The sequence below is a fragment of the Streptomyces pinistramenti genome (assembly GCF_020564935.1).
Taxonomy (GTDB): Bacteria; Actinomycetota; Actinomycetes; order Streptomycetales; family Streptomycetaceae; genus Streptomyces; species Streptomyces pinistramenti.
Genome location: NZ_JAJCXB010000052.1, coordinates 1 through 18,388, shown reverse-complemented (window position 1 = coordinate 18,388; position 18,388 = coordinate 1). Strand labels below are relative to the sequence as shown.

At 73.1% G+C, this 18,388-nt stretch carries 12 protein-coding genes and 1 tRNA gene; 9 read left to right on the top strand and 4 right to left on the bottom strand.

Annotated features, from left to right (window positions below; all coding sequences use genetic code 11):
* The first annotated feature begins 468 nt into the window (after window positions 1-468).
* Together LIU39_RS27440 and LIU39_RS27435 are read left to right on the top strand one after the other, a co-directional pair.
* Window positions 469-669, top strand: a complete 201-nt coding sequence (locus LIU39_RS27440; protein ID WP_227049590.1) for a helix-turn-helix transcriptional regulator — start codon at window positions 469-471, stop codon at window positions 667-669.
* Window positions 666-2,189, top strand: a complete 1,524-nt coding sequence (locus tag LIU39_RS27435) for a tyrosine-type recombinase/integrase (RefSeq protein WP_227049589.1) — start codon at window positions 666-668, stop codon at window positions 2,187-2,189. Before LIU39_RS27440 ends, LIU39_RS27435 begins: the two co-directional genes overlap by 4 nt.
* A gap of 62 nt (window positions 2,190-2,251) precedes the next feature.
* Here LIU39_RS27435 and LIU39_RS27430 read toward each other — a convergent pair.
* A tRNA-Arg gene (locus LIU39_RS27430) sits at window positions 2,252-2,324 on the bottom strand.
* Window positions 2,325-2,626: 302 nt separating this feature from the next.
* On the opposite strand from LIU39_RS27430, the gene LIU39_RS27425 reads away from it, so the two are divergent.
* From LIU39_RS27425 to LIU39_RS27395, 7 genes are all read left to right on the top strand, one after another.
* The gene (locus LIU39_RS27425; RefSeq protein WP_227049588.1) at window positions 2,627-4,381 is read left to right on the top strand and encodes a dynamin family protein; all 1,755 of its coding nucleotides are present in this window, start codon (window positions 2,627-2,629) and stop codon (window positions 4,379-4,381) included.
* Between the two features lie 812 nt (window positions 4,382-5,193).
* Entirely contained in the window at window positions 5,194-7,290 is a 2,097-nt protein-coding gene (locus tag LIU39_RS27420) for a GTPase (protein ID WP_227049587.1), read from the top strand.
* 325 nt (window positions 7,291-7,615) lie between these two features.
* On the top strand, window positions 7,616-8,281 hold the full coding sequence (locus LIU39_RS27415; RefSeq protein ID WP_227049586.1) for a single-stranded DNA-binding protein: 666 nt from the start codon (window positions 7,616-7,618) through the stop codon (window positions 8,279-8,281).
* A 377-nt stretch (window positions 8,282-8,658) separates the two neighbouring features.
* On the top strand, window positions 8,659-10,053 hold the full coding sequence (locus tag LIU39_RS27410; RefSeq protein WP_227049585.1) for a thioester domain-containing protein: 1,395 nt from the start codon (window positions 8,659-8,661) through the stop codon (window positions 10,051-10,053).
* A gap of 552 nt (window positions 10,054-10,605) precedes the next feature.
* On the top strand, window positions 10,606-12,270 hold the full coding sequence (ettA, locus tag LIU39_RS27405; protein ID WP_227049584.1) for an energy-dependent translational throttle protein EttA: 1,665 nt from the start codon (window positions 10,606-10,608) through the stop codon (window positions 12,268-12,270).
* Window positions 12,271-12,275: 5 nt separating this feature from the next.
* The gene (locus LIU39_RS27400; RefSeq protein ID WP_227049583.1) at window positions 12,276-12,707 is read left to right on the top strand and encodes an acyl-CoA thioesterase; all 432 of its coding nucleotides are present in this window, start codon (window positions 12,276-12,278) and stop codon (window positions 12,705-12,707) included.
* Window positions 12,707-13,429 (top strand): DUF8010 domain-containing protein, encoded by a 723-nt coding sequence (locus LIU39_RS27395; RefSeq protein ID WP_227049582.1) that lies wholly within the window; start codon window positions 12,707-12,709, stop codon window positions 13,427-13,429. The genes LIU39_RS27400 and LIU39_RS27395 overlap by 1 nt, the downstream gene beginning before the upstream one ends.
* Before the next feature lie 40 nt (window positions 13,430-13,469).
* On the opposite strand, the gene LIU39_RS27390 is transcribed toward LIU39_RS27395, so the two are convergent.
* From LIU39_RS27390 to LIU39_RS27380, 3 genes are all read right to left on the bottom strand, one after another.
* On the bottom strand, window positions 13,470-14,510 hold the full coding sequence (locus tag LIU39_RS27390) for an ABC transporter ATP-binding protein (RefSeq protein ID WP_227049581.1): 1,041 nt from the start codon (window positions 14,508-14,510) through the stop codon (window positions 13,470-13,472).
* On the bottom strand, window positions 14,507-17,227 hold the full coding sequence (locus tag LIU39_RS27385; RefSeq protein ID WP_227049580.1) for an FtsX-like permease family protein: 2,721 nt from the start codon (window positions 17,225-17,227) through the stop codon (window positions 14,507-14,509). The genes LIU39_RS27390 and LIU39_RS27385 overlap by 4 nt, the downstream gene beginning before the upstream one ends.
* Window positions 17,228-17,290: 63 nt before the next feature.
* The coding region (locus tag LIU39_RS27380; protein ID WP_227049579.1) for an FtsX-like permease family protein at window positions 17,291-18,388 on the bottom strand (1,098 nt) is incomplete at its 5' end.

Genomic DNA, 18,388 nt, shown 5'->3' with positions numbered 1-18,388 from the left:
CATCCGACTGAACCGTGACAAAGCGGATTGCGCGAGCCCTCGTCGAGCCCTCATCGAAATTTGACGAGGGCTCGACGAATGCATCGCAACAGCCCTGGGTCCTGTGCGCGGCGCCGCCTCTACCAGCAGATCCCGGACTTCGGAAATCCGGGGTTCTTCTGAAGATGGAGCAGATCCGCACGACGACTGCCTGTGGTGGCGCAGCCCGTGCGGAGGTGGCGGGATCAGCGACGTGCGCTCGAAGTGAAAGGAGGCGAAGGAGCCAGCGAGCGCGCCTGCTGAGTCCCACCCACGCCTGAGCGCAACAGCCGCGCCGGGCGAATCCCCTACCCCTGCAACGGCATACCGGGGCACTCCTGCGCCCGGCGCCAAGTGAGGACCCATGCACCGCACCGCCATACCCCTTGCTCACAGCACACCCGTCGGCCCCAGCGCCTCCGCCACCCCCGCCGCGAGGGAGGCATCGGCTTGACCCACAACCCCCGAAATCCCGGCGACAAGCTGACCGTCGACGAGTTCTGCAGCGAACTCCGCATCTCGCGCTCGACTTTCTACGAGTGGCGGCAGAAAGGCCGGGCGCCCCACTGCATACGCATACCGAACGGTGCTCTGCGCATACGACGCGGTGACATCGAGAACTGGCTCACCGACTGTGAGGACCGTGCGTGACGGACCGGTCCTTCAAGATCCGCTTCTACGACACGGAGGTCTACGAGGGAAAGCGCGGCACCACCCACACCGTCCGCTGGTCCGTGAACGGCAGGCGCCGCGGCGAGACCTTCAAGACCGGCGCGCTGGCGGAATCCTTCCGCGCGACGCTGCTCGTCGCTGCGAACAACGGAGAACCCTTCGACCTGGAGACCGGACGACCGGTATCCCACGCCGTGCCCTCGGCCGAGATCACCTGGTACGAATTCGCCCTCCAGTACGTCGACATGAAGTGGCCCCGCATCTCGGCGAACAACCGCCAGAGCACGGCCAAGGCCCTCACGAAGGTCACCCTCGCCCTGCTGCACGCCCATCCGACGCCCTTCGACCCGGTTCAGGTCCGCAAGGCCCTGCGCGAGTACGCGTTCAACAAGAACCGACGCGACGAGGCTCCTCCCGAAATGCGCACGATCCTTTCCTGGATCCGGCGCAACTCCCTGCCCATGCGCGCTTGGGAGGACACCAAGCACGTCGACAACGTGATGCTCGCGCTCAGCACCCGGTTGGACGGGTCGCGGGCCGCGGCCAGCTCCGTCAACAGGGGCCGGCGCATCACGAACGTGGCGCTGAAGCACGCCGTCCGGCAGAAAATCCTCAAGACCAACCCGCTACCCAAGGGAAAGGACGAGAGCGCGGCGCCCAAGGCGGCCGGGGCTGTCGACAAGCGGTCTCTGCTCAACCCCGGCCAGGTCGCCGGCCTCCTGGCCTGGATCGGTGACCGCCCCCGCACCGGCTACCGTCTCCGCGCGTTCTTCGCCACCCTCTATTACACGGGCCTGCGTCCGGAGGAAGCCGTCGCGCTGCGGGTCGATGCCGCCACGCTGCCGACCGCCGGGTGGGGAGAGCTCCTGGTCCACACCGCCGAGCCTGAGGTCGGCAGCAAGTGGACCGACGATCGCGAGCCCCATGAGACCCGCGGCCTCAAGGGGCGTGCCGCCGGGGACACCCGGCCCGTGCCCGCACATCCCGCGCTCGTCGTGATCCTTCGCGAACTGATCGAGGAGGACGGCCTCAAGCCCGGCGACCTGCTCTTCCCCGGAGAGAAGGGCGGCCTGCTCGCCGGATCGGTCTTCCGCCGGGCCTGGAACAAGGCCCGCGCGGCGGTACTCGACGCGCACGAGTACCACTCGCCCGTCGGCAAGCGCGTGTACGATCTGCGCCACACCTGTCTGACGACCTGGCTCAACAACGGCGTTCCGCCGGCCCAGGTCGCCGAGTGGGCGGGCAACAGTGTTCCCGTCCTTCTGTCCACCTACGCCCGCTGCATCACCGGACAGTTGACCGAGCTCCAGGGGCGGATCGAAGGTCCCCAGCAGCTGCCTGCGGGACGCGCGGCCTCGAAGGGGCCGCCCGAAAACTTCGGGAAGTTTTCGGGAAGAACAGCCGCCGAGAGCCGTGCAAAACCGGCGTCAGCCGGACTCCCGCCTCCGCCGTCAGCAGTTGGACTGGCCCTGCCAAAGTCGCCGCACCGCACCCGCTAAATGGCCTCTGACCTGCAAAAAAGCCCTCCGCGACGGAGGGCTGAGGAACGGGCGGAGAAGAGTGCCCCCGGCAGGACTCGAACCTGCGGCCAAGTGCTTAGAAGGCACCTGCTCTATCCACTGAGCTACGGGGGCCGGTGGTGGACGTGGATCACGGACCGCGGACAAGGATAGGGGTCCGGGTGCCTCGTCCCGGTTGCTTCACCTCCGTGGCACGTTGTGGAGATTCCGTGAAGCGATCTCGATAATCGCAGGCGGGTACGAATCCTGCACCGGTTTTGGCCACTCGCGCAGCGGGTGTTGTGCAGTCGTTATGCCTGTGCCCCACTTGTCTCGATCGTCTCACGCATCACTCGTCCCGTTCTGTACCGTTTTTTACGGCGCGCACACAGGGCTATACGCTTCAAAAACCCAACGAAATTGGGCATTCTGCACATGTGGCGACCTTGGACGTACGACCCCGGCTCATCGACGCGCTGTCCGTACTGCGGGACCGCGTCGACGCCGCACGCTTCCCGCTGCCGCTCAGAGGCGCAGCACGCGCCCGCCGCAGCAGAGCCGAGCTGCTCGCCCAGCTCGACGACTATGTGATGCCCCGCCTGCGCGCACCCCAGGCTCCGCTGCTCGCCGTCATCGGCGGTTCCACCGGAGCCGGCAAGTCGACCCTGGTCAATTCGCTGGTGGGGCGGCGGGTGTCGGAAGCCGGGGTGCTGCGCCCGACGACGCGGACGCCGGTGCTGGTCTGCCACCCCGACGACCGCCATTGGTTCGCGGGCCGGCGGGTGCTGCCCCAACTGGCCCGGGTCTGGGTGCCGGAACAGGACGGCGGCCGCCCGGAGGCACCGGGCGGCCGGGGCCACCGGCGCAGCGAGTACGGCGCCGCGGCCGGCGGCTACGGCCCGTACGAGGCGTATGACGACTACCGGGAGGGCAGCGAAGGGGACGGGCAAGGGGCGGAAGGGGCCTATGGGGAGCCCGGGATGCCGACGTTGCGGATCGAGACCGACCCGTCGCTGCCCAGCGGGCTCGCCCTCCTGGACGCTCCCGACATCGACTCCCTGGTGGCGGGCAACCGCGAACTCGCCGCCGAACTGATCTGCGCCGCCGACGTCTGGGTGCTCGTCACCACGGCCGCCCGGTACGCCGACGCGGTGCCCTGGCATCTGCTGCGTACGGCCAAGGAGTACGACGTCACGCTGGTGACCGTGCTCGACCGGGTGCCGCACCAGATCGCCGCCGACATCTCCGGGCGCTACGCCGCGCTCCTCCAGGGCGCCGGCCTCGGCCACGTGCCGCGCTTCACCATCCCCGAGCTGCCCGAGTCGGCCGGCGGCGGCAGCGGGCTGCTGCCCGCCACCGCGGTCGCCGCCCTGCGCGACTGGCTGGCACGGCATGCCCAGGACCCGCTCGCCCGGTCGGCCGCCGCGGACCGTACCGCGGCCGGCGTGATCGCCTCGCTGCGCAGCCGGCTGCCGGCACTCGCGGGCGAGGCCGCGGCCCAGTACGCCGCGGCGCTGCGACTGGCAGGCCGGGTCGAGGAGGCGTACGAGGAGGCCGCCGGGCGGGTCCGTGGGGAGGTCGCGGCGGGCGAGGTGCTGTCCGGGGACGCGCGTGCCCACTGGCGCGATCACGCACTCGGCGGCCGCCCCGACGAGCTGCTGGACGCGCTGACCCACGGGCTCGCCGCCCTGCTGGACTGCGCGGTGGAGCAGGCCGACGAACGGGTCGCCGACGCCTGGCGCCGCGACCCGGCCGCCGCGGATGTGTCGCCGTCGGCCGCGGCCGGCGCCGCGGGTGCGTCCGCGCGGCTCGGAGTCGTCGTACGGCGCTGGCGTCGCTGCCTGGAGGAACTGGCCGACGAGGAGACCCGAGAGGCATCCGGTGGCCTCGCCGGTGACCGTCCGGGCTCCGTGGCGCCGGAGGAGTCGGCGGCGCTGCTGGCCACCGCACTGCTCGGCGGGCGCCGGGCGCGTACGGCGGGGGAGAGCCTCGCCGAGTTGCTCGGGGCGCAGAGTGCGCTGCGGCTGTGCGAACGCGGCAGCAGGCTGCTGACCAGGCACCTGAAACGCGCGCTCGACGCCGAGCGCGAGCGCCGCCTGGCGCCGCTCGATCAACTGTCCGTGCCGCCGGACCAGCAGGCCGAACTGATCGCCGCACTGTCCGTATTGCAGAGGGAGAAGGTGTCGTGGTGAGCGGGTTCACGGGACGTCCGGAGGAGACGGAGGGCCCGGAGAGTCCCGAGTGCCCCAGGAATCAGGGGAGTTCCGAGAGACAGGGGAGGGGAGTGTGTTCCAGGAGCGCTGACGGCCTCGGCGAGAGCGTTGAAGGCCCTGGGGAGTGTGTGAGTTCCGAGGGCTCGGGGACATCTGGGGCCGACGAGGGGCCGGGGAAATCGGCACAGGGCTCTGCCTGCGGGGTGTGTGGGGTCTCCGGGATGTGTGGGGCGTGCCGTGCGTGCGGCGAGAGGGTGGATGACCTGGATCCGGACGAGGACGTACCGGAGCCGGGAGGCGAGACGGAGGAGACCGGCGTTCCGGAGCCGACGGGCGCAGGGGCGGACGGGCGGGGCTTCCCGCGGGACGCGCCCTGGGACGACGGGTTGATCGCGCGGCGGGTGCGGACCGGCGCGTTCCCGCGGCCGGGCGCGCGGTGGCGCGAGGCCCAGGGGGAATCCGCGGCAAGTGCGGCAGAAGCGGAAGCAGCGGCGGAAGCGCTCCGTGCGATGGACGACGTGGGTGGTGGAGGGGAAGGTGCGGATACGGCGGGAAGGGCTGACCCGGTGGGGGCCGATCCGGCAGGGGCCGGGACAGCTGCGGGTATCGGGGCGCCCGCCGGCTGCGGGGACGCAGCCGGGGCGAAGGGGGCGCTTTACGAGGAGTGGGAGGCGGCATGGGGCGCGGGGCGCGGGGCGGTGCGCCCGGCGGACGAGGAGGCGGTGCGGGGCGCGGTGCGGGTCGGGGCCCAGCGGGATGTGCCGTCGGATGAGCGGCGTGCACAGGCCGAGATGGCGGCTGACGACGGGGGCGGCGGATACGTGCCGGCGCCGGGTGGGGAACGGCGCGTTCCCGGGGACGTGCTGCGGCCCCGGCTGGACGCACTGCGGGAGCTGATCGCGCTGTCCAGGACCCGGCTGGGTGGCGAGACGCTTGAGGAGGCGGGCGGGGTCGTGGACGCCGCCGACGAGCGGAACCGGCTGTCCGCCGAGCACACGGTCGTCGCCCTCGCCGGCGCCACCGGCAGCGGCAAGTCCTCGCTGTTCAACGCGCTTGCCGGGGCGAACCGTTCGCAGGTCGGCGCGCGCCGGCCGACGACGTCCGAACCGGTGGCCTGCGTCTGGCCGGGCGGCCCCGGTGCCGAAGGGCTGCTGCACCGGCTGGGCGGTCCGCCGCGCCGCCGCCACGCCCCTGGGGAGGCGGCCTGGGAAGCGGGTACCCACGGGGGCGGTGCCGCGGTGGAGAGGAGCGCTGAGGACGGTGGGGCCAACAGTGATGGTGGGCAAGGCGGTGCGGGTGATGACGGGCTGCGGGGGCTCGTGCTGCTGGACCTGCCCGACCACGATTCGGCGGAGACCGGACATCGCGAACAGGTGGACCGGCTGCTGAAGTTGGTGGACGCGGTGATCTGGGTGGTGGATCCGGAGAAGTACGCGGATGCGGTGCTGCACGAGTGCTATCTGCGGCCGCTGGCCGGCTATGCCGAGGTGACGTTCGTGGTGCTCAACCAGGTGGACCGGCTGCCCGGGGATGCCGCCGACCAGGTGGTGGACGACCTGCGCCGGCTCCTGGACGAGGACGGTCTTGCGCTCGGCGAACACGGTGAGCCCGGGGCGCAGGTGCTCGCCCTCTCGGCCGCTACGGGGGCAGGGGTCGGAGAACTGCGGGACGCGCTGGGCCAGTTCGTGGCGGACCGGGGTGCGGCGGAACGGCGGCTGGCCGCAGATGTGGACGCGGCTGCCGAGCGGCTGCGTCCCGTGTACGTGGCGGAGCGGCGGGTCGGGCTGACGGAGCGGGCCCGCGAGGAGTTCGACGACCGGCTGGCCGACGCGGTCGGCGCGGTGGCGATGGGACGCGCGGCGGAACGCGACTGGCTGCGGCACGCGGACCGCGCCTGCGGTTCACAGTGGACACGGCTGCGCAGCCGGGGCCCGGCCCGGTGGCCGGGCGGGGAACGGCCGGACGGCGCGTTCGGGAGGCCGGGTGGAACGGCCGACGGGACGGTGGATGGGACAGCCGACGGGGCAGCGAATGGGACAGCGGATGGGACGGCCGGCGGGAAGGCTGGGGGGCGGCCCGGGACGTATGCGGGAGCGCGCTCGGCGGCTGCGCGGGGGGCGGGCAGCTTGCGGTGGAAGCCGGGGAAGCTGAGGAAGTCCGCGAAGCGGGGGAAGCCGGACGGGGGTGGAACGCCGGGAACGGTGGGCAACCCTGGAACGGCTGGAACGGCTGGAACGGCTGGAACGGCTGGAACGGCGTTTGGTGTGTGTGGAGGGCGGAAGGGACGTGGTGGGGCGGCACGTGGGGACGGGGTGGCTGTTGGTGCGGGAGCGTCGCGGGAGATGGACGGGCGGGCGGCGGCGCGGCCTGTTGTGGAGCAGGCGGTGCGGGCGGTAGCGGGCGAGGCGGCCCGCGGGCTGCCCGGTCCGTGGGCGCAGGCCGTACGCGAGGCGGCGGTGCGGGGAGCGGAAGGGCTGCCGGTGGCGCTGGACGTGGTGGCGGCGGACGCGGAGGAGGCGCTGCGGGACGGGCCGACGGTGCGGCCGCGGTGGTGGATGGCGGCGGCGGCGTTGCAGGGCCTGATGTTCGTCCTCCAGGTCGTGGGCCTGTTGTGGCTGCTGGGGGTGCTCACGGGGCTGGCGGCTGCGGAAGAGTGGGGGGCCGCTCTGTTGCCTGCGGTCGTCGGCTCGGTGGGCGGGCCCGCCCTGACATGGCTGTGCGGGGTGGCGGCGCGGGGCCCCGCCCGGCGGCACGGTCAGGAGACCGAGCGCAGGCTGCGGGAGACGGCTGCGGGGTGCGGGCGGGCCCGGGTGCTCGAACCGGTCGCCGCCGAGCTGCTGCGATACCGCGAGGTGCGCGAGCAGTATGCGGTGGCGTCGGGGGCCTGAGCCTGTTGGGCGGGCGGCGGGGCCGTGTTGCCGCTTGTCATCTCCGGCTTGTTTTCCGCCTGTTGGGGGCGGGTTCCGTCGCCTCCCCGCTCCACCACCGCGGTACTCGTGCCCTCGTCCCGCATTCCCCTGCCGTTCCCTCGCCCCGCTTGCCCCGCTCAACCCTCGTTCGGGTGACCGGGTTTTCCACAGACGGGTGGTCGTCCACAGGCCGGAGCGGGGATTGCGGGATGCGTGCAGCATGAGATCAACGCACGGCGAGAGCGGTGGGTGACAGCGGACGACGGCGCCGTACGACGCGGCGCGGACGGGGGAAGTGGGTTCGATGAACGACACGTTGGTGACGCTGGTGGGGAATGCCGCGACGGCGGTGGAGCATCGGCAGACCGCGGCGGGTGTGGCGGTGGCACGATTCCGGCTCGCGGCGACTCCCCGGCGGTGGGACAAGGCGCGGGAGCGCTGGACGGATGGCGAGACGAGTTTCTATACGGTCAGGGCGTGGCGGGCGCTCGCCGACCATGTCGCGGCGTCGGTGGCGGTGGGGGAACCCCTGTTGGTTCAGGGGCGGTTGCGGCTGCGGGAGGGAGAGCAGCCTCCGGAGCGTGGCGGGGCGCGCTGGTTCGCGGCGGAGGTCGATGCGCTGGCGATCGGCCACGATCTTTCCCGGGGTACCGCCGCCTTCCGTCGGTCCCCGCGGGGGCGCACGGATCAGGTGCCGATCCAACAGGCCCAGGGCGGGCGGGTGTCGGAGGCTGAAGGCATCCCGGATGCCGGCGCGGGCGCGGGTGCGCCAGGTTCCTCGGGTGCGGCGGATTCGTTGCGGGCGGCGGACCGTCCGCCTGCGGATGACCCGTTGGGTGCGGCCTCGTGTGCGGAAGGTGCCTCGCGGGAGGGGAGTGTGGCGGGCGAAGGCGCTGCGGTGGAGAGGGCGGGGGATCAGGACGGGCGCCGGTTGAATTCCCAACTTTCCGGGATAGCGCACGGCAGTTGACCGGTGGAGCGGTCCTTATGGGAAATGCGGGAGGTGGTTGATCGCGTAATCGAGGGTGTGGCGTGGCGCGTGCGAGGCGCTTTACCGCAGCTGGGTGCCTCAAGTGGCCAGGCGCGCCCCGGTGGTTTGCCGGAGAAGGTGGCAGTGCCCTGAAAAGTCCCGGCGATTTGTCGATAATGCCAGGTCATACGTACGGCAGTCGGTAACGATTGCGATTCGGATCGAGTGCGGGAAGCCAATCCTGGGGACCGTCCTGCGCCTGCTCTCTAGGATCCGACGAGTACTCACGGGGGCTGATGTGTTCAGCTGTTGAGTTCTTTGGGATCTTTCCGGCGAGGCTCCTCCCCACTCGACCGCCTCGCCCAGAGGGGAAATTCATGCTTTCGAAGAAGAGGCGGGGCGCAGCCCGCCTTGCCGCAGCGGTCATGGCCTCCGGCCTGGTCGCCGCGGGCGCGATAGCCACCGCGGGGCCTGCCGCGGCGGATGACACGACCTCCGCACACGGGGGTGCCACCGCCACGCTCGGTGGTCTGAAGGTCTACGACCAGGCGGTCGTGCACGGCCAGGGCGGGGACCAGCGCCTGGGTGCGGGCCTGTTCGAGATGTCGGTCGACAACGGCGGCACGCTGCAGACGTACTGCATCGACATCCACAACCCGACGCAGCAGCAGGCGAAGTACCAGGAAGTGCCGTGGAGCGCGTCGTCGCTGCACAACAACGCGGACGCCGGCAAGATCCGTTGGATCCTGCAGAACTCCTACCCGCAGGTGAACGACCTGGAGGCGCTGGCCCATAAGGCCGACGCAGGGAACCTCACCGAGAAGACCGCGGCGGCCGGAACCCAGGTCGCGATCTGGCGCTTCTCCGACCACGCCAAGGTGGACGCGGTCGACCCGGCGGCCGAGAAGCTCGCCGACTACCTGCAGAAGAGTGCACAGAACCTCACCGAGCCGAAGGCATCGCTGACGCTGGCCCCGCCGGCCGTCTCCGGTAAGTCCGGCAGCCGCATCGGCCCGGTGACCGTGCACACCAACGCGGACAGCGTCACGGTCGCCCCCGCCGCGGGTACGCCGTCCGGCGTCAAGGTCGTCGGCAAGGACGGCAAGCCCGTCACCGGTGCCGCCGACGGCAGCCAGCTGTTCTTCGACGTGCCCGCGGGCGCGGCCGACGGCTCCACTTCGCTGACCGCCCAGGCCGCCACCAAGGTCCCGGTCGGCCGTGCCTTCACCGGTATCGGCGAGCACGCCAAGAGCCAGACCCAGATCCTGGCAGGCTCCAGCGAGTCCACCGTCTCGGCCTCCGCGACGGCCTCGTGGAAGAAGCAGGGCGCCATCCCGGCGGTCACCGCCGAGAAGAACTGCTCCAAGGGCGGCGTGGATGTCACGGCGACCAACAAGGGCGACGAGGCGTTCCACTTCGAGCTGTCGGGCAAGAAGTACGAGATCGCACCGGGTGGGTCGCAGACCGTGACGGTGCCGGTGGGTGAGGACCAGCCGTACAAGATCGCGGTCAACGGCGAGGGCGGCTTCAAGAAGACCTTCTCCGGCGTCCTCGACTGCAAGACCGCGGGCTCCGGCAGCGGCAAGCCCTCCCCGCAGCCGAGCCCGGCCTCGGTCGGCGGCACCAGCGGTGGTGACACCGGCGGCGGTGACCTCGCCGAGACCGGTTCCAGCAGTGCCACGCCGGTGATCGCGGGCATCGCGGTCGTGCTGGTCCTGGTCGGCGGCGGCTCGGTGTTCTTCCTCCGCAAGAGGAAGTCCGGCACCGCGTAGTGATCGGGCGCTGACACCACGGTGGTGCAGGCGAGGTAGGCGAGCGGGCGGACGGCCCGGGGAGCCGGCGCAGGCCGGCCGGACCCTGCCGACCGGCTGACGGCCTGCCGGTTCTGCGCCACCACCCCGGCGGCCCCGGAGCGTAGGACAGCTCGGGGGCCGCCGGCGTGCGTGGGCGGCGTGACACGTCATGGCGCGGCGTGACGTGGCCGATGCCGACGGGCGGGCCGCCGCGCGGGTCGCCGCCGCCGTGTGAGGGGCGGTGGCAGGGAGGGGCCGGAAAAGGGGCGGCCGGGCAGGGGCCGCAAGCTGAAGGCTGCGGAGAGCCCGCCGGGGACGGCCCGGGAAGGCCGCAGGTCGGCGGGGCCGGGAAGGGGCAGTCGTGGCGGGGGCGGGGGCTTTCGGGGCTGCGCTCTCGGCTACTCGTTTTCTTCAGGGCGTGGCCGTACGGCAAGATGGGTGTATCTGCCCTCGCGCGGCCACGCCGCACCATGGCCCACGCGGCGGAGCCGCATACAGACCTGCTAGATCCAGACTGCCGGACGGTTTCTCTTGGCTGAGTACATCTACACGATGCGCAAGACGCGCAAGGCGCACGGCGACAAGGTCATCCTCGATGACGTGACGCTGAGCTTCCTGCCGGGCGCGAAGATCGGTGTTGTGGGCCCGAACGGCGCCGGTAAGTCCACGGTGCTGAAGATCATGGCCGGTCTTGAGCAGCCGTCGAACGGCGACGCGTTCCTCTCCCCGGGCTACACCGTGGGCATGCTCCTCCAGGAGCCGCCGCTCGACGAGTCCAAGACGGTGCTGCAGAACGTCCAGGACGGCGCCGCCGAGATCATGGGCAAGCTGCACCGCTTCAACGAGGTCGCCGAGCTGATGGCGACCGACTACTCCGACGCGCTGATGGAGGAGATGGGCAAGCTCCAGGAGGACCTGGACCACGCCAACGCGTGGGACCTGGACACCCAGCTGGAGCAGGCGATGGACGCGCTGGGCTGCCCGCCCGGCGACTGGGCCGTCACCAACCTCTCCGGCGGTGAGCGCCGCCGCGTCGCGCTGTGCAAGCTGCTCCTTGAGGCGCCCGACCTGCTGCTCCTCGACGAGCCCACCAACCACCTGGACGCCGAGTCCGTGCAGTGGCTGGAGCAGCACCTCGCGAAGTACCCCGGCACCGTCGTCGCCGTCACCCACGACCGGTACTTCCTCGACCACGTCGCCCAGTGGATCTGCGAGGTCGACCGCGGCCGCCTGCACGGCTACGAGGGCAACTACTCCAAGTACCTGGAGACCAAGCAGGCCCGTCTCAAGGTCGAGGGCCAGAAGGACGCCAAGCGCGCGAAGCGTCTGAAGGAAGAGCTGGACTGGGTCCGCTCCAACGCCAAGGGGCGGCAGGCCAAGTCCAAGTCGCGTCTGGCGCGTTACGAGGAAATGGCCGCCGAGGCCGACAAGATGCGGAAGCTGGACTTCGAGGAGATCCAGATCCCGCCGGGCCCGCGCCTGGGCAACATCGTCGTCGAGGTCGAGAACCTCTCGAAGGCGTTCGGTGAGAAGGTGCTGATCGACGGCCTGTCGTTCACGCTGCCCCGTAACGGCATCGTCGGCGTCATCGGCCCGAACGGTGCCGGCAAGACCACGCTGTTCAAGATGCTCCAGGGCCTGGAGACGCCCGACGGCGGTTCGATCAAGGTCGGCGACACCGTCAAGATCTCCTACGTCGACCAGAGCCGCGAGAACATCGACCCCAAGAAGACCCTGTGGGCCGTGGTCTCCGACGAGCTGGACTACATCAACGTCGGCCAGGTCGAGATGCCCTCGCGGGCGTACGTCTCCGCGTTCGGGTTCAAGGGCCCGGACCAGCAGAAGCCCGCCGGGGTGCTGTCCGGCGGTGAGCGCAACCGCCTCAACCTCGCGCTCACCCTCAAGCAGGGCGGCAACCTCCTGCTCCTCGACGAGCCGACCAACGACCTCGACGTCGAGACCCTGTCGTCGCTGGAGAACGCGCTCCTCGACTTCCCCGGCTGCGCCGTGGTCGTCTCCCACGACCGCTGGTTCCTGGACCGCGTCGCCACGCACATCCTGGCGTACGAGGGCGAGTCCAAGTGGTTCTGGTTCGAGGGCAACTTCGAGTCGTACGAGAAGAACAAGGTCGAGCGCCTCGGTGCGGACGCGGCCCGGCCGCACCGCGCGACGTACAAGAAGCTGACCCGGGGCTGAGCCGCGTGCGACACCACTACTCCTGCCCCCTGCGCTGGTCCGACATGGACGCCTTCGGCCATGTCAACAACGCGGTCTTCGTCCGCTACCTCGAAGAGGCGCGGATCGACTTCATGGCCCGGCTGGCGCCGGGGGGCGGCAGTGTGTCGTTCACCGGCGGGTCCGTCGTGGCCCGCCACGAGATCGACTACCTGCGCCCGCTGGTGCACCGGCACGCCCCGGTGACCATCGAGCTGTGGGTCACGAAGATCAGTGCCGCGTCGATGACCGTCGGCTACGAGGTCAAGGACGAGGACGCGCTCTACCTCCGCGCCACGACCGTCGTCGTCCCCTACGACTTCGCCGAGGAGCGCCCGCGCCGCCTCACCGCGGAGGAGAAGACGTACCTGAAGGAGTACCTGGACGACGCCGCGCAGACGAAGGGGGCCGTCGCTTGATGACGGTGCTGCGCCTGGCCGACGCCGGGGAGGCGGCGGATCTCGCCGCCTTCCTGGCCCGACTGATCCACTACGACAGGGCCGCCGCGGTGCGCCTCCAGGCCGGTGACGGTGTGCTGGCCGTGTTCGGCCGGCCGCCGTCGTTCGAGGTGCTGGCGGTCCGCACCGCCCGTCTCGCCGCCGGGCAGCGGGTGACCCTGGACGTCACCGTCTCCGCGGGGGAATTCCTCGAAGGGATCCAGGAGACGGCGGACGCGCTGACGGTGCCCGCCGCCGTCACCGGTCCGCCGTGGGCCGGGGTGCTGCCGCCGCGCGGCGGCTGGCGCCGGGTGCCGGGGCTGCCCGCGCCCGAGGCGCTGGTCCGCGCGGTGGCCGCGGCCGTCGCCGAATTCCGCGCCCGTGACGAGGCATTGGCCCCGCAGGAACGCACCCGCGCGGCCCGGGACCGTATCGGCAGGGAGATCTGGTCGCGCACGCTCGGCGACACCCATCTCCCGCTGCGTGCCGTGCACGCCGCCCAGTCGCTGGGCTTCCTGCGCCCGGCGCACGTCGCGGCCGGGTCCGGCGGCGGGGTACTGACCGCGCCCGCCGCGCAGCCGCCCACCCTGCTGACCGCGGGCGGCTGGCTGCGGCTGAGCACCGCCTACGGTTCGATCGCGGTCCGCACGGCGGGGCCCGCGGAGCTGACCGGGCTTTCCGGGCTGACGGTCACGCCGACCTGAGTCACCCGGAGCGTCCGGCGGGCGACCCGTCGGATCCGCCCTAACCCTCGTCCTCCCCGTCCCGTTCCCGTGCCGCGCCGTCGGCCGTGCGGTCGGGCCAGACGCCGATGTGGTCGCTCTCCAGCTCCAGCAGCACCCGGTGTTCCATGCCCAGGCTGCCGGTGTAATCGGTGGGCAGTTGCAGCCGGCCTGCGCGGTCGAGCATCGCGTACTCCTGGGCGACCAGCGACTCCTGGCCGGTCGCGGCGTCCCGTTCGGTGCGGCGCAGTACCTCGGAGGAGGTGCGGCCGTCGCGGATGGCGACCGTGCGCCGGACCTCGGATGCGACGGCCTGGTCGTGGGTGACGATCACGATCGTGGTGCCCAGTTCCTCGTTGGCGGTGCGGAACGCCGAGAAGACCTGCTCGGCGGTGTGCGAGTCGAGTTCGCCGGTCGGCTCGTCGGCCAGCAGCACCGACGGGGTGTTGGCCAGGGCCACGGCGATGGCGGTGCGCTGTGCCTCGCCGCCGGAGAGCTGGTGCGGGCGGCGGTCGCGGCAGTGGCCGATGGCGAGCATCGACAGCAGCCGCTCGGCCCGCTTCGTCCGCTCGGCCCGGCGCAGGCCGCCGCGCAGCTGCATGGGCAGGGTGATGTTCTGGAGGGCGGTGAGGTACGGCAGGAGGTTGCGGGCGGTCTGCTGCCAGACGAAGCCGACGACGTCGCGGCGGTAGCCGAGGCGGGCCGTTGCGCCCATCGTCAGCAGGTCACGGCCGGCGACCCGGGCGGCGCCCGCGGTCGGCACGTCGAGCCCGGCCAGGATGTTCATCAGCGTCGACTTGCCGCTGCCCGACGCCCCCACCAGGGCCATCAACTCGCCCTCGGCGACCAGCAGATCGAGGCCCTGGAGCGCCTGGACCTCCACCCCGTCGGTGGAGAAGACCCGGACCAGGCGGTCGCAGGCGATCAGCGCGTCGTGACCGTAGGCGGGCCGGCCGCGCCGGGACGCGGCCCGCCGCTCCAGCTCGGCGAGGCTCGCGGGACCTGCGGCCGGTTCGTTCGGCTCCGTCGGCTCCGTCGGTTCTGTTCGTTCGGGCCGGGTCATCGGGTGTCCCCCGCTTTCCACTCGGTGCTCTCGCGTCGCCGTCCGCTCAGCCACGCCTGGGTCAGTGCCACGGCCAGGGCGAGGACCACCACCGCCGCCGAAGGCAGCAGCAGGGACGCGGGGTCGGCGCGCAGGTGTACGGGGCCCGCCTCGCCGCCGGACGCGCCGGGGAAGGCGAGCGGGGCGAGGTCCGTGCCGGGCCCCAGCAGACGGATCGCGGCCACGCCGACCAGCGCGCCGCCCAGTGCCGCCAACAGCGCCTGCGGCAGCGCCTCCAGGACCATCAGGCGCCGCCCCTGCCGCGCGGTCAGGCCCAATGTCCTTAGCCCGCCCAGTAGTTGGGTGCGCTCCGGCGCGGCCTGGAGCAGCGCGAGCAGCAGCGCGAGCAGCGCGAACCCGGCGCCCGCGCCGACGGCGGCCACGTACAGACGCTCCGCGCCCTCCTGGAGCGGCGGATCGGCGAGCCGCGCCCGCGCCTCGGCGCGCAGGGTGGTGCGGACGGACGATCCCGCCGGGGTGTGGGCGCGGACGGTGGCGCGCAGCGCCTTCGGGCCGGGTGAACTGCCGGACACCAGCAGCAGGGTGGGCCCGGACGCCTGGTCGGCGACGCTGTCCGGGTGCAGCCGGGCCACGCCGGCCGCGTCGATCACGATGAAGTCGCCGCCGGGCAGTGCCGGGGTGTCCGCGCGTACCGCCACCGGGCGGACCGTGATCTGGCCCGCCTCCGGTTGCAGGGTCATGGGGGAGTGCCCGAAACGGGCCAGGAAGCTGGGGGACACCAGGGCGGGCAGCGGGCTGTTGCCGCCCTGGTCGGTCAGGATTCCTGCGGGGAAGGCGCCGAGGCCGGTGGCGCGGGCGAGCCCGGCGTAGCGGTCGGCGTCCGCGATCACCAGGGTCAGCGGCGGCCCGCTGTCCGACGCCGCCAGAATGCCGAGCTGCACAGGCACCGCGCCGGTGACACCCGGCACCTTCGCCACGGCGGCGGCCAGCCCCTTCGGCAGCGGTTCGGCACCGGAGATCCGCGCCTCGGCGCCGACCGCGGCCAGCGCCGCGCGATCCCTGCCCTGCGCCACCCCCGCCAGCACCGAACCGCCGAACGACGCGGTGGTCAGCGCCACCAGCAGCGCCAGCAGCGGCAGCCCGGCGGTGGCCGGGGCGCGGCCCGCGCGGGCCAGTGACAGGAAGCCGAGCAGCCCCGCCGTACGGGCCGCGGGCCGCGCGGCGAGCCGCAGCGGCAGCGGGTAGAGGCGGAGCAGCAGCAGCGCGGCGATCACGCCGATCAGCACCGGCGCCGCGCTCACCAGGATGTCCACGCCGCCGGCCGCGGTGCTGCGGCGGCGCAGCGCCAGCACCGCGCCGAACGCCAGGACCACGACGGTGAGTTCGGCGACCGTACGGCGCCGGGAGGGGCGGGCGGTGGCCAGGTCATCGCGGCCTGCCGGGCGCGGGCGGCGGTGCGCGGCCGCGGCCCGCAGCGGCAGCGCCAGGGTGCCGACCACGCCGACGCAGGCCGCGGCGAGCACCGGGACGGCGGTCCGCCCGCCGGGCACCAGCAGCAGTGCCAGGCCACCGCCGGCCGCCGCGGCGGGCAGCGAAGCCGCCGCCGTGCCCGCCGCGAGCCGTCCGGTCAGCCCGGCGAGCGAGGCGCCGCGGGCCCGCAGCAGGGCGAGTTCGGGCCGGCGCCTGGCGGCGGTCAGCGCGCCGGTCATCAGCAGCACCACGGCGGCGACGGTGCCGATGCCGAACGCGGCGACCGCGATCACCGGGGCGACCGTGGCGCGGGTCCGCTCGAAGGCGTCGATGAGGCCGTCGGCCGGGGTGTCGGTGACCGCGCCCGCGCCCGCGACGGAACGGATCCGGGCCAGGCCCGCGCCGTGTTCGACGGAGAGCAGCAGGTCCCGCAGGACGGGCGCCTGCTGCGCGGTCAGGGCCCGTCCGTCCAGCTCGTACCACCAGTACTTCTCCGGCTTGCCGGGGGCGACCTCCGCGAGCCGCGGGCCGTCGCCCGGGTTCAGCAGCAGGCCCGCCTGCCAGTACCGCAGCGCCGGGGCGCTGCCCGTGGTGGCCTGGCTCGGGGCGGCCAGCGGCGCGTCGACGGACCAGTACGCGTCCTGGGGGGCCCGCGGGGTGAACAGGCCGCAGATCCGCACCGTCAGGCCGTCGAGGTGCAGGGTGCTGCCGACGCGGAGGCCGAGTGTGCGGGCGCTCGCCGCGCTGACCGCGGCCTCCAGGGTGCGGGCGCCGGGCGCCGCGGCGTGCGGCAGCCGGCCCGTGACGCGGGTGCTGTGCGCCGCGAGTTCCGACGCGGTGGCGAGCGTGAAGTGGGCCGCCACCCCGTCGGGCCGGGGCAGCCAGGTGTCCTGGGCGCCGAGCGGCGCGGTGGTGCGCACGCCGTGCGCGGAACGGTCCGCGGCGACGCGCAGCGGTGCGGTGAACAGGCCGCGGAGCGCCCGGTCCTGGCGGTCGGTCTCCGGGGCGGCGAACGCGGTGCCGGGGGCCTGGGAGGTCACGTCGTCGCGGCCGAGCGAGATCTGCAAGGTCCGCTGCTCGGCGGTGACCGACGTCAGAGCATCCCGCGCGCCCCGGGTCTCGTACGCGTCCACCGCGCGCGGGAACGCCGCGGCGAGGAACGCGGTGACCAGCACCAGGACGCAGAGACCCAGCGCGGGCCCGTGCCGCCCGGCCCGGAGCGCGCCGGTCCCGGCGAACGCGGTCACCGGTCCTCACCTCGCACGGCCGCCCCGGCGCGGCACCGGACCTCGTGGTCGGCACGGTTCATCTCACACGGCTCCTTGGCTGCGCAGGGCCTGGACGGGGTCGCCGCGCCGCAGGCCCACCGCGGCGACGACCAGCAGCGGCACCGCGGCGACCGCGGCCAGCAGCAACGCGACCTGCCCAGGCGGCAGTTCCACCAGCACATCGGGCACCGGCCGCGTCGCCTGCTCGGTCAGCACCACCAGCGGCACCACCGCGCGGGTCAGCACGGCCCCCAGCGCCGTACCGACGGCCAGCGCCAGCGCGATCAGCACGCCCTGTTCCGCCGCGATCATCCGGGCCAGCTGCGGCCGCGGCGCGCCCAGTGCCCGCAGGACCGCGAACTCCCGGGCGCGCTCGCGCAGCGCCCCGGCGGCGCTCACCGCGAAACCGACCGCCGCCAGCAGCGCCGCCACCACGGCCGCCGCGGCCAGCGCGGCCTGCGGGCCCAGGCCCAGCGGGTCGTCGTGCAGCCGGCCGGCGATCTCGTCGCGCGCCACCACCTGGCCGGGATCGGTGTCCGCACGGTCCCGCAGCGCCGCCACCACCTGCCCGGCCGCGCCCGCCCGCGGCCTGATCCACCACTCGGTGGCGGCCAGCGGCGCGGCATCCTGGTCGCCGAGCGCTTCGTTGACGGTGCCGAAGTCGACCAGCAGCCCGGCGCCCGCCGACTGCTGGTCGGCGGGCCCCGGCAGCGCCCGTACCGCCCGCACGATCCGTGCCTTCAGCGGCCGGCCGTTGACCGGGATCTCGATGACGGAACCGGTCTTCGAGCCGCTGTCGCGCAGGTACCCGTCCGTCGCGACGGCCGGCAACGGGCCGTGCGGGGGGTGGGCCGCGCCGATGCGCAGCGTGGTGCGGGCCGCGCCGTAACTGCCCGCCGGACGGACGCCGGTGTCGTACGTCTGGGTCAGCAGCCCGCCCGAAGGAACGGCCGGGCGGCCCGCCCTGGGGCCGAAGGGCTCGCCCGCGAAGGTGCTCGCCGCGCTCACCTGCCCCGACCACGAAAGGCCCGCGGGCGCGTGGAGTTGACGTCCCGCGCCGCCGGGCAGCAGGGCCTGCGCGGCGGCGAGGGTCAGCCGCTGCCGGTGCGAGACCTCCGTCTGGTCCAGGTCGGCGACCAG

What these genes read in the sequence shown, in the direction of transcription:
- LIU39_RS27415 (WP_227049586.1), top strand. Translation starts at nt 7,616, where the DNA reads ATGAACGACACGTTGGTGACGCTGGTGGGGAATGCCGCGACGGCGGTG.
- LIU39_RS27395 (WP_227049582.1), top strand. Translation starts at nt 12,707, where the DNA reads ATGACGGTGCTGCGCCTGGCCGACGCCGGGGAGGCGGCGGATCTCGCC.
- LIU39_RS27420 (WP_227049587.1), top strand. Translation starts at nt 5,194, where the DNA reads ATGGCGGCTGACGACGGGGGCGGCGGATACGTGCCGGCGCCGGGTGGG.
- LIU39_RS27410 (WP_227049585.1), top strand. Translation starts at nt 8,659, where the DNA reads ATGCTTTCGAAGAAGAGGCGGGGCGCAGCCCGCCTTGCCGCAGCGGTC.
- LIU39_RS27390 (WP_227049581.1), bottom strand. Translation starts at nt 14,510, where the DNA reads ATGACCCGGCCCGAACGAACAGAACCGACGGAGCCGACGGAGCCGAAC.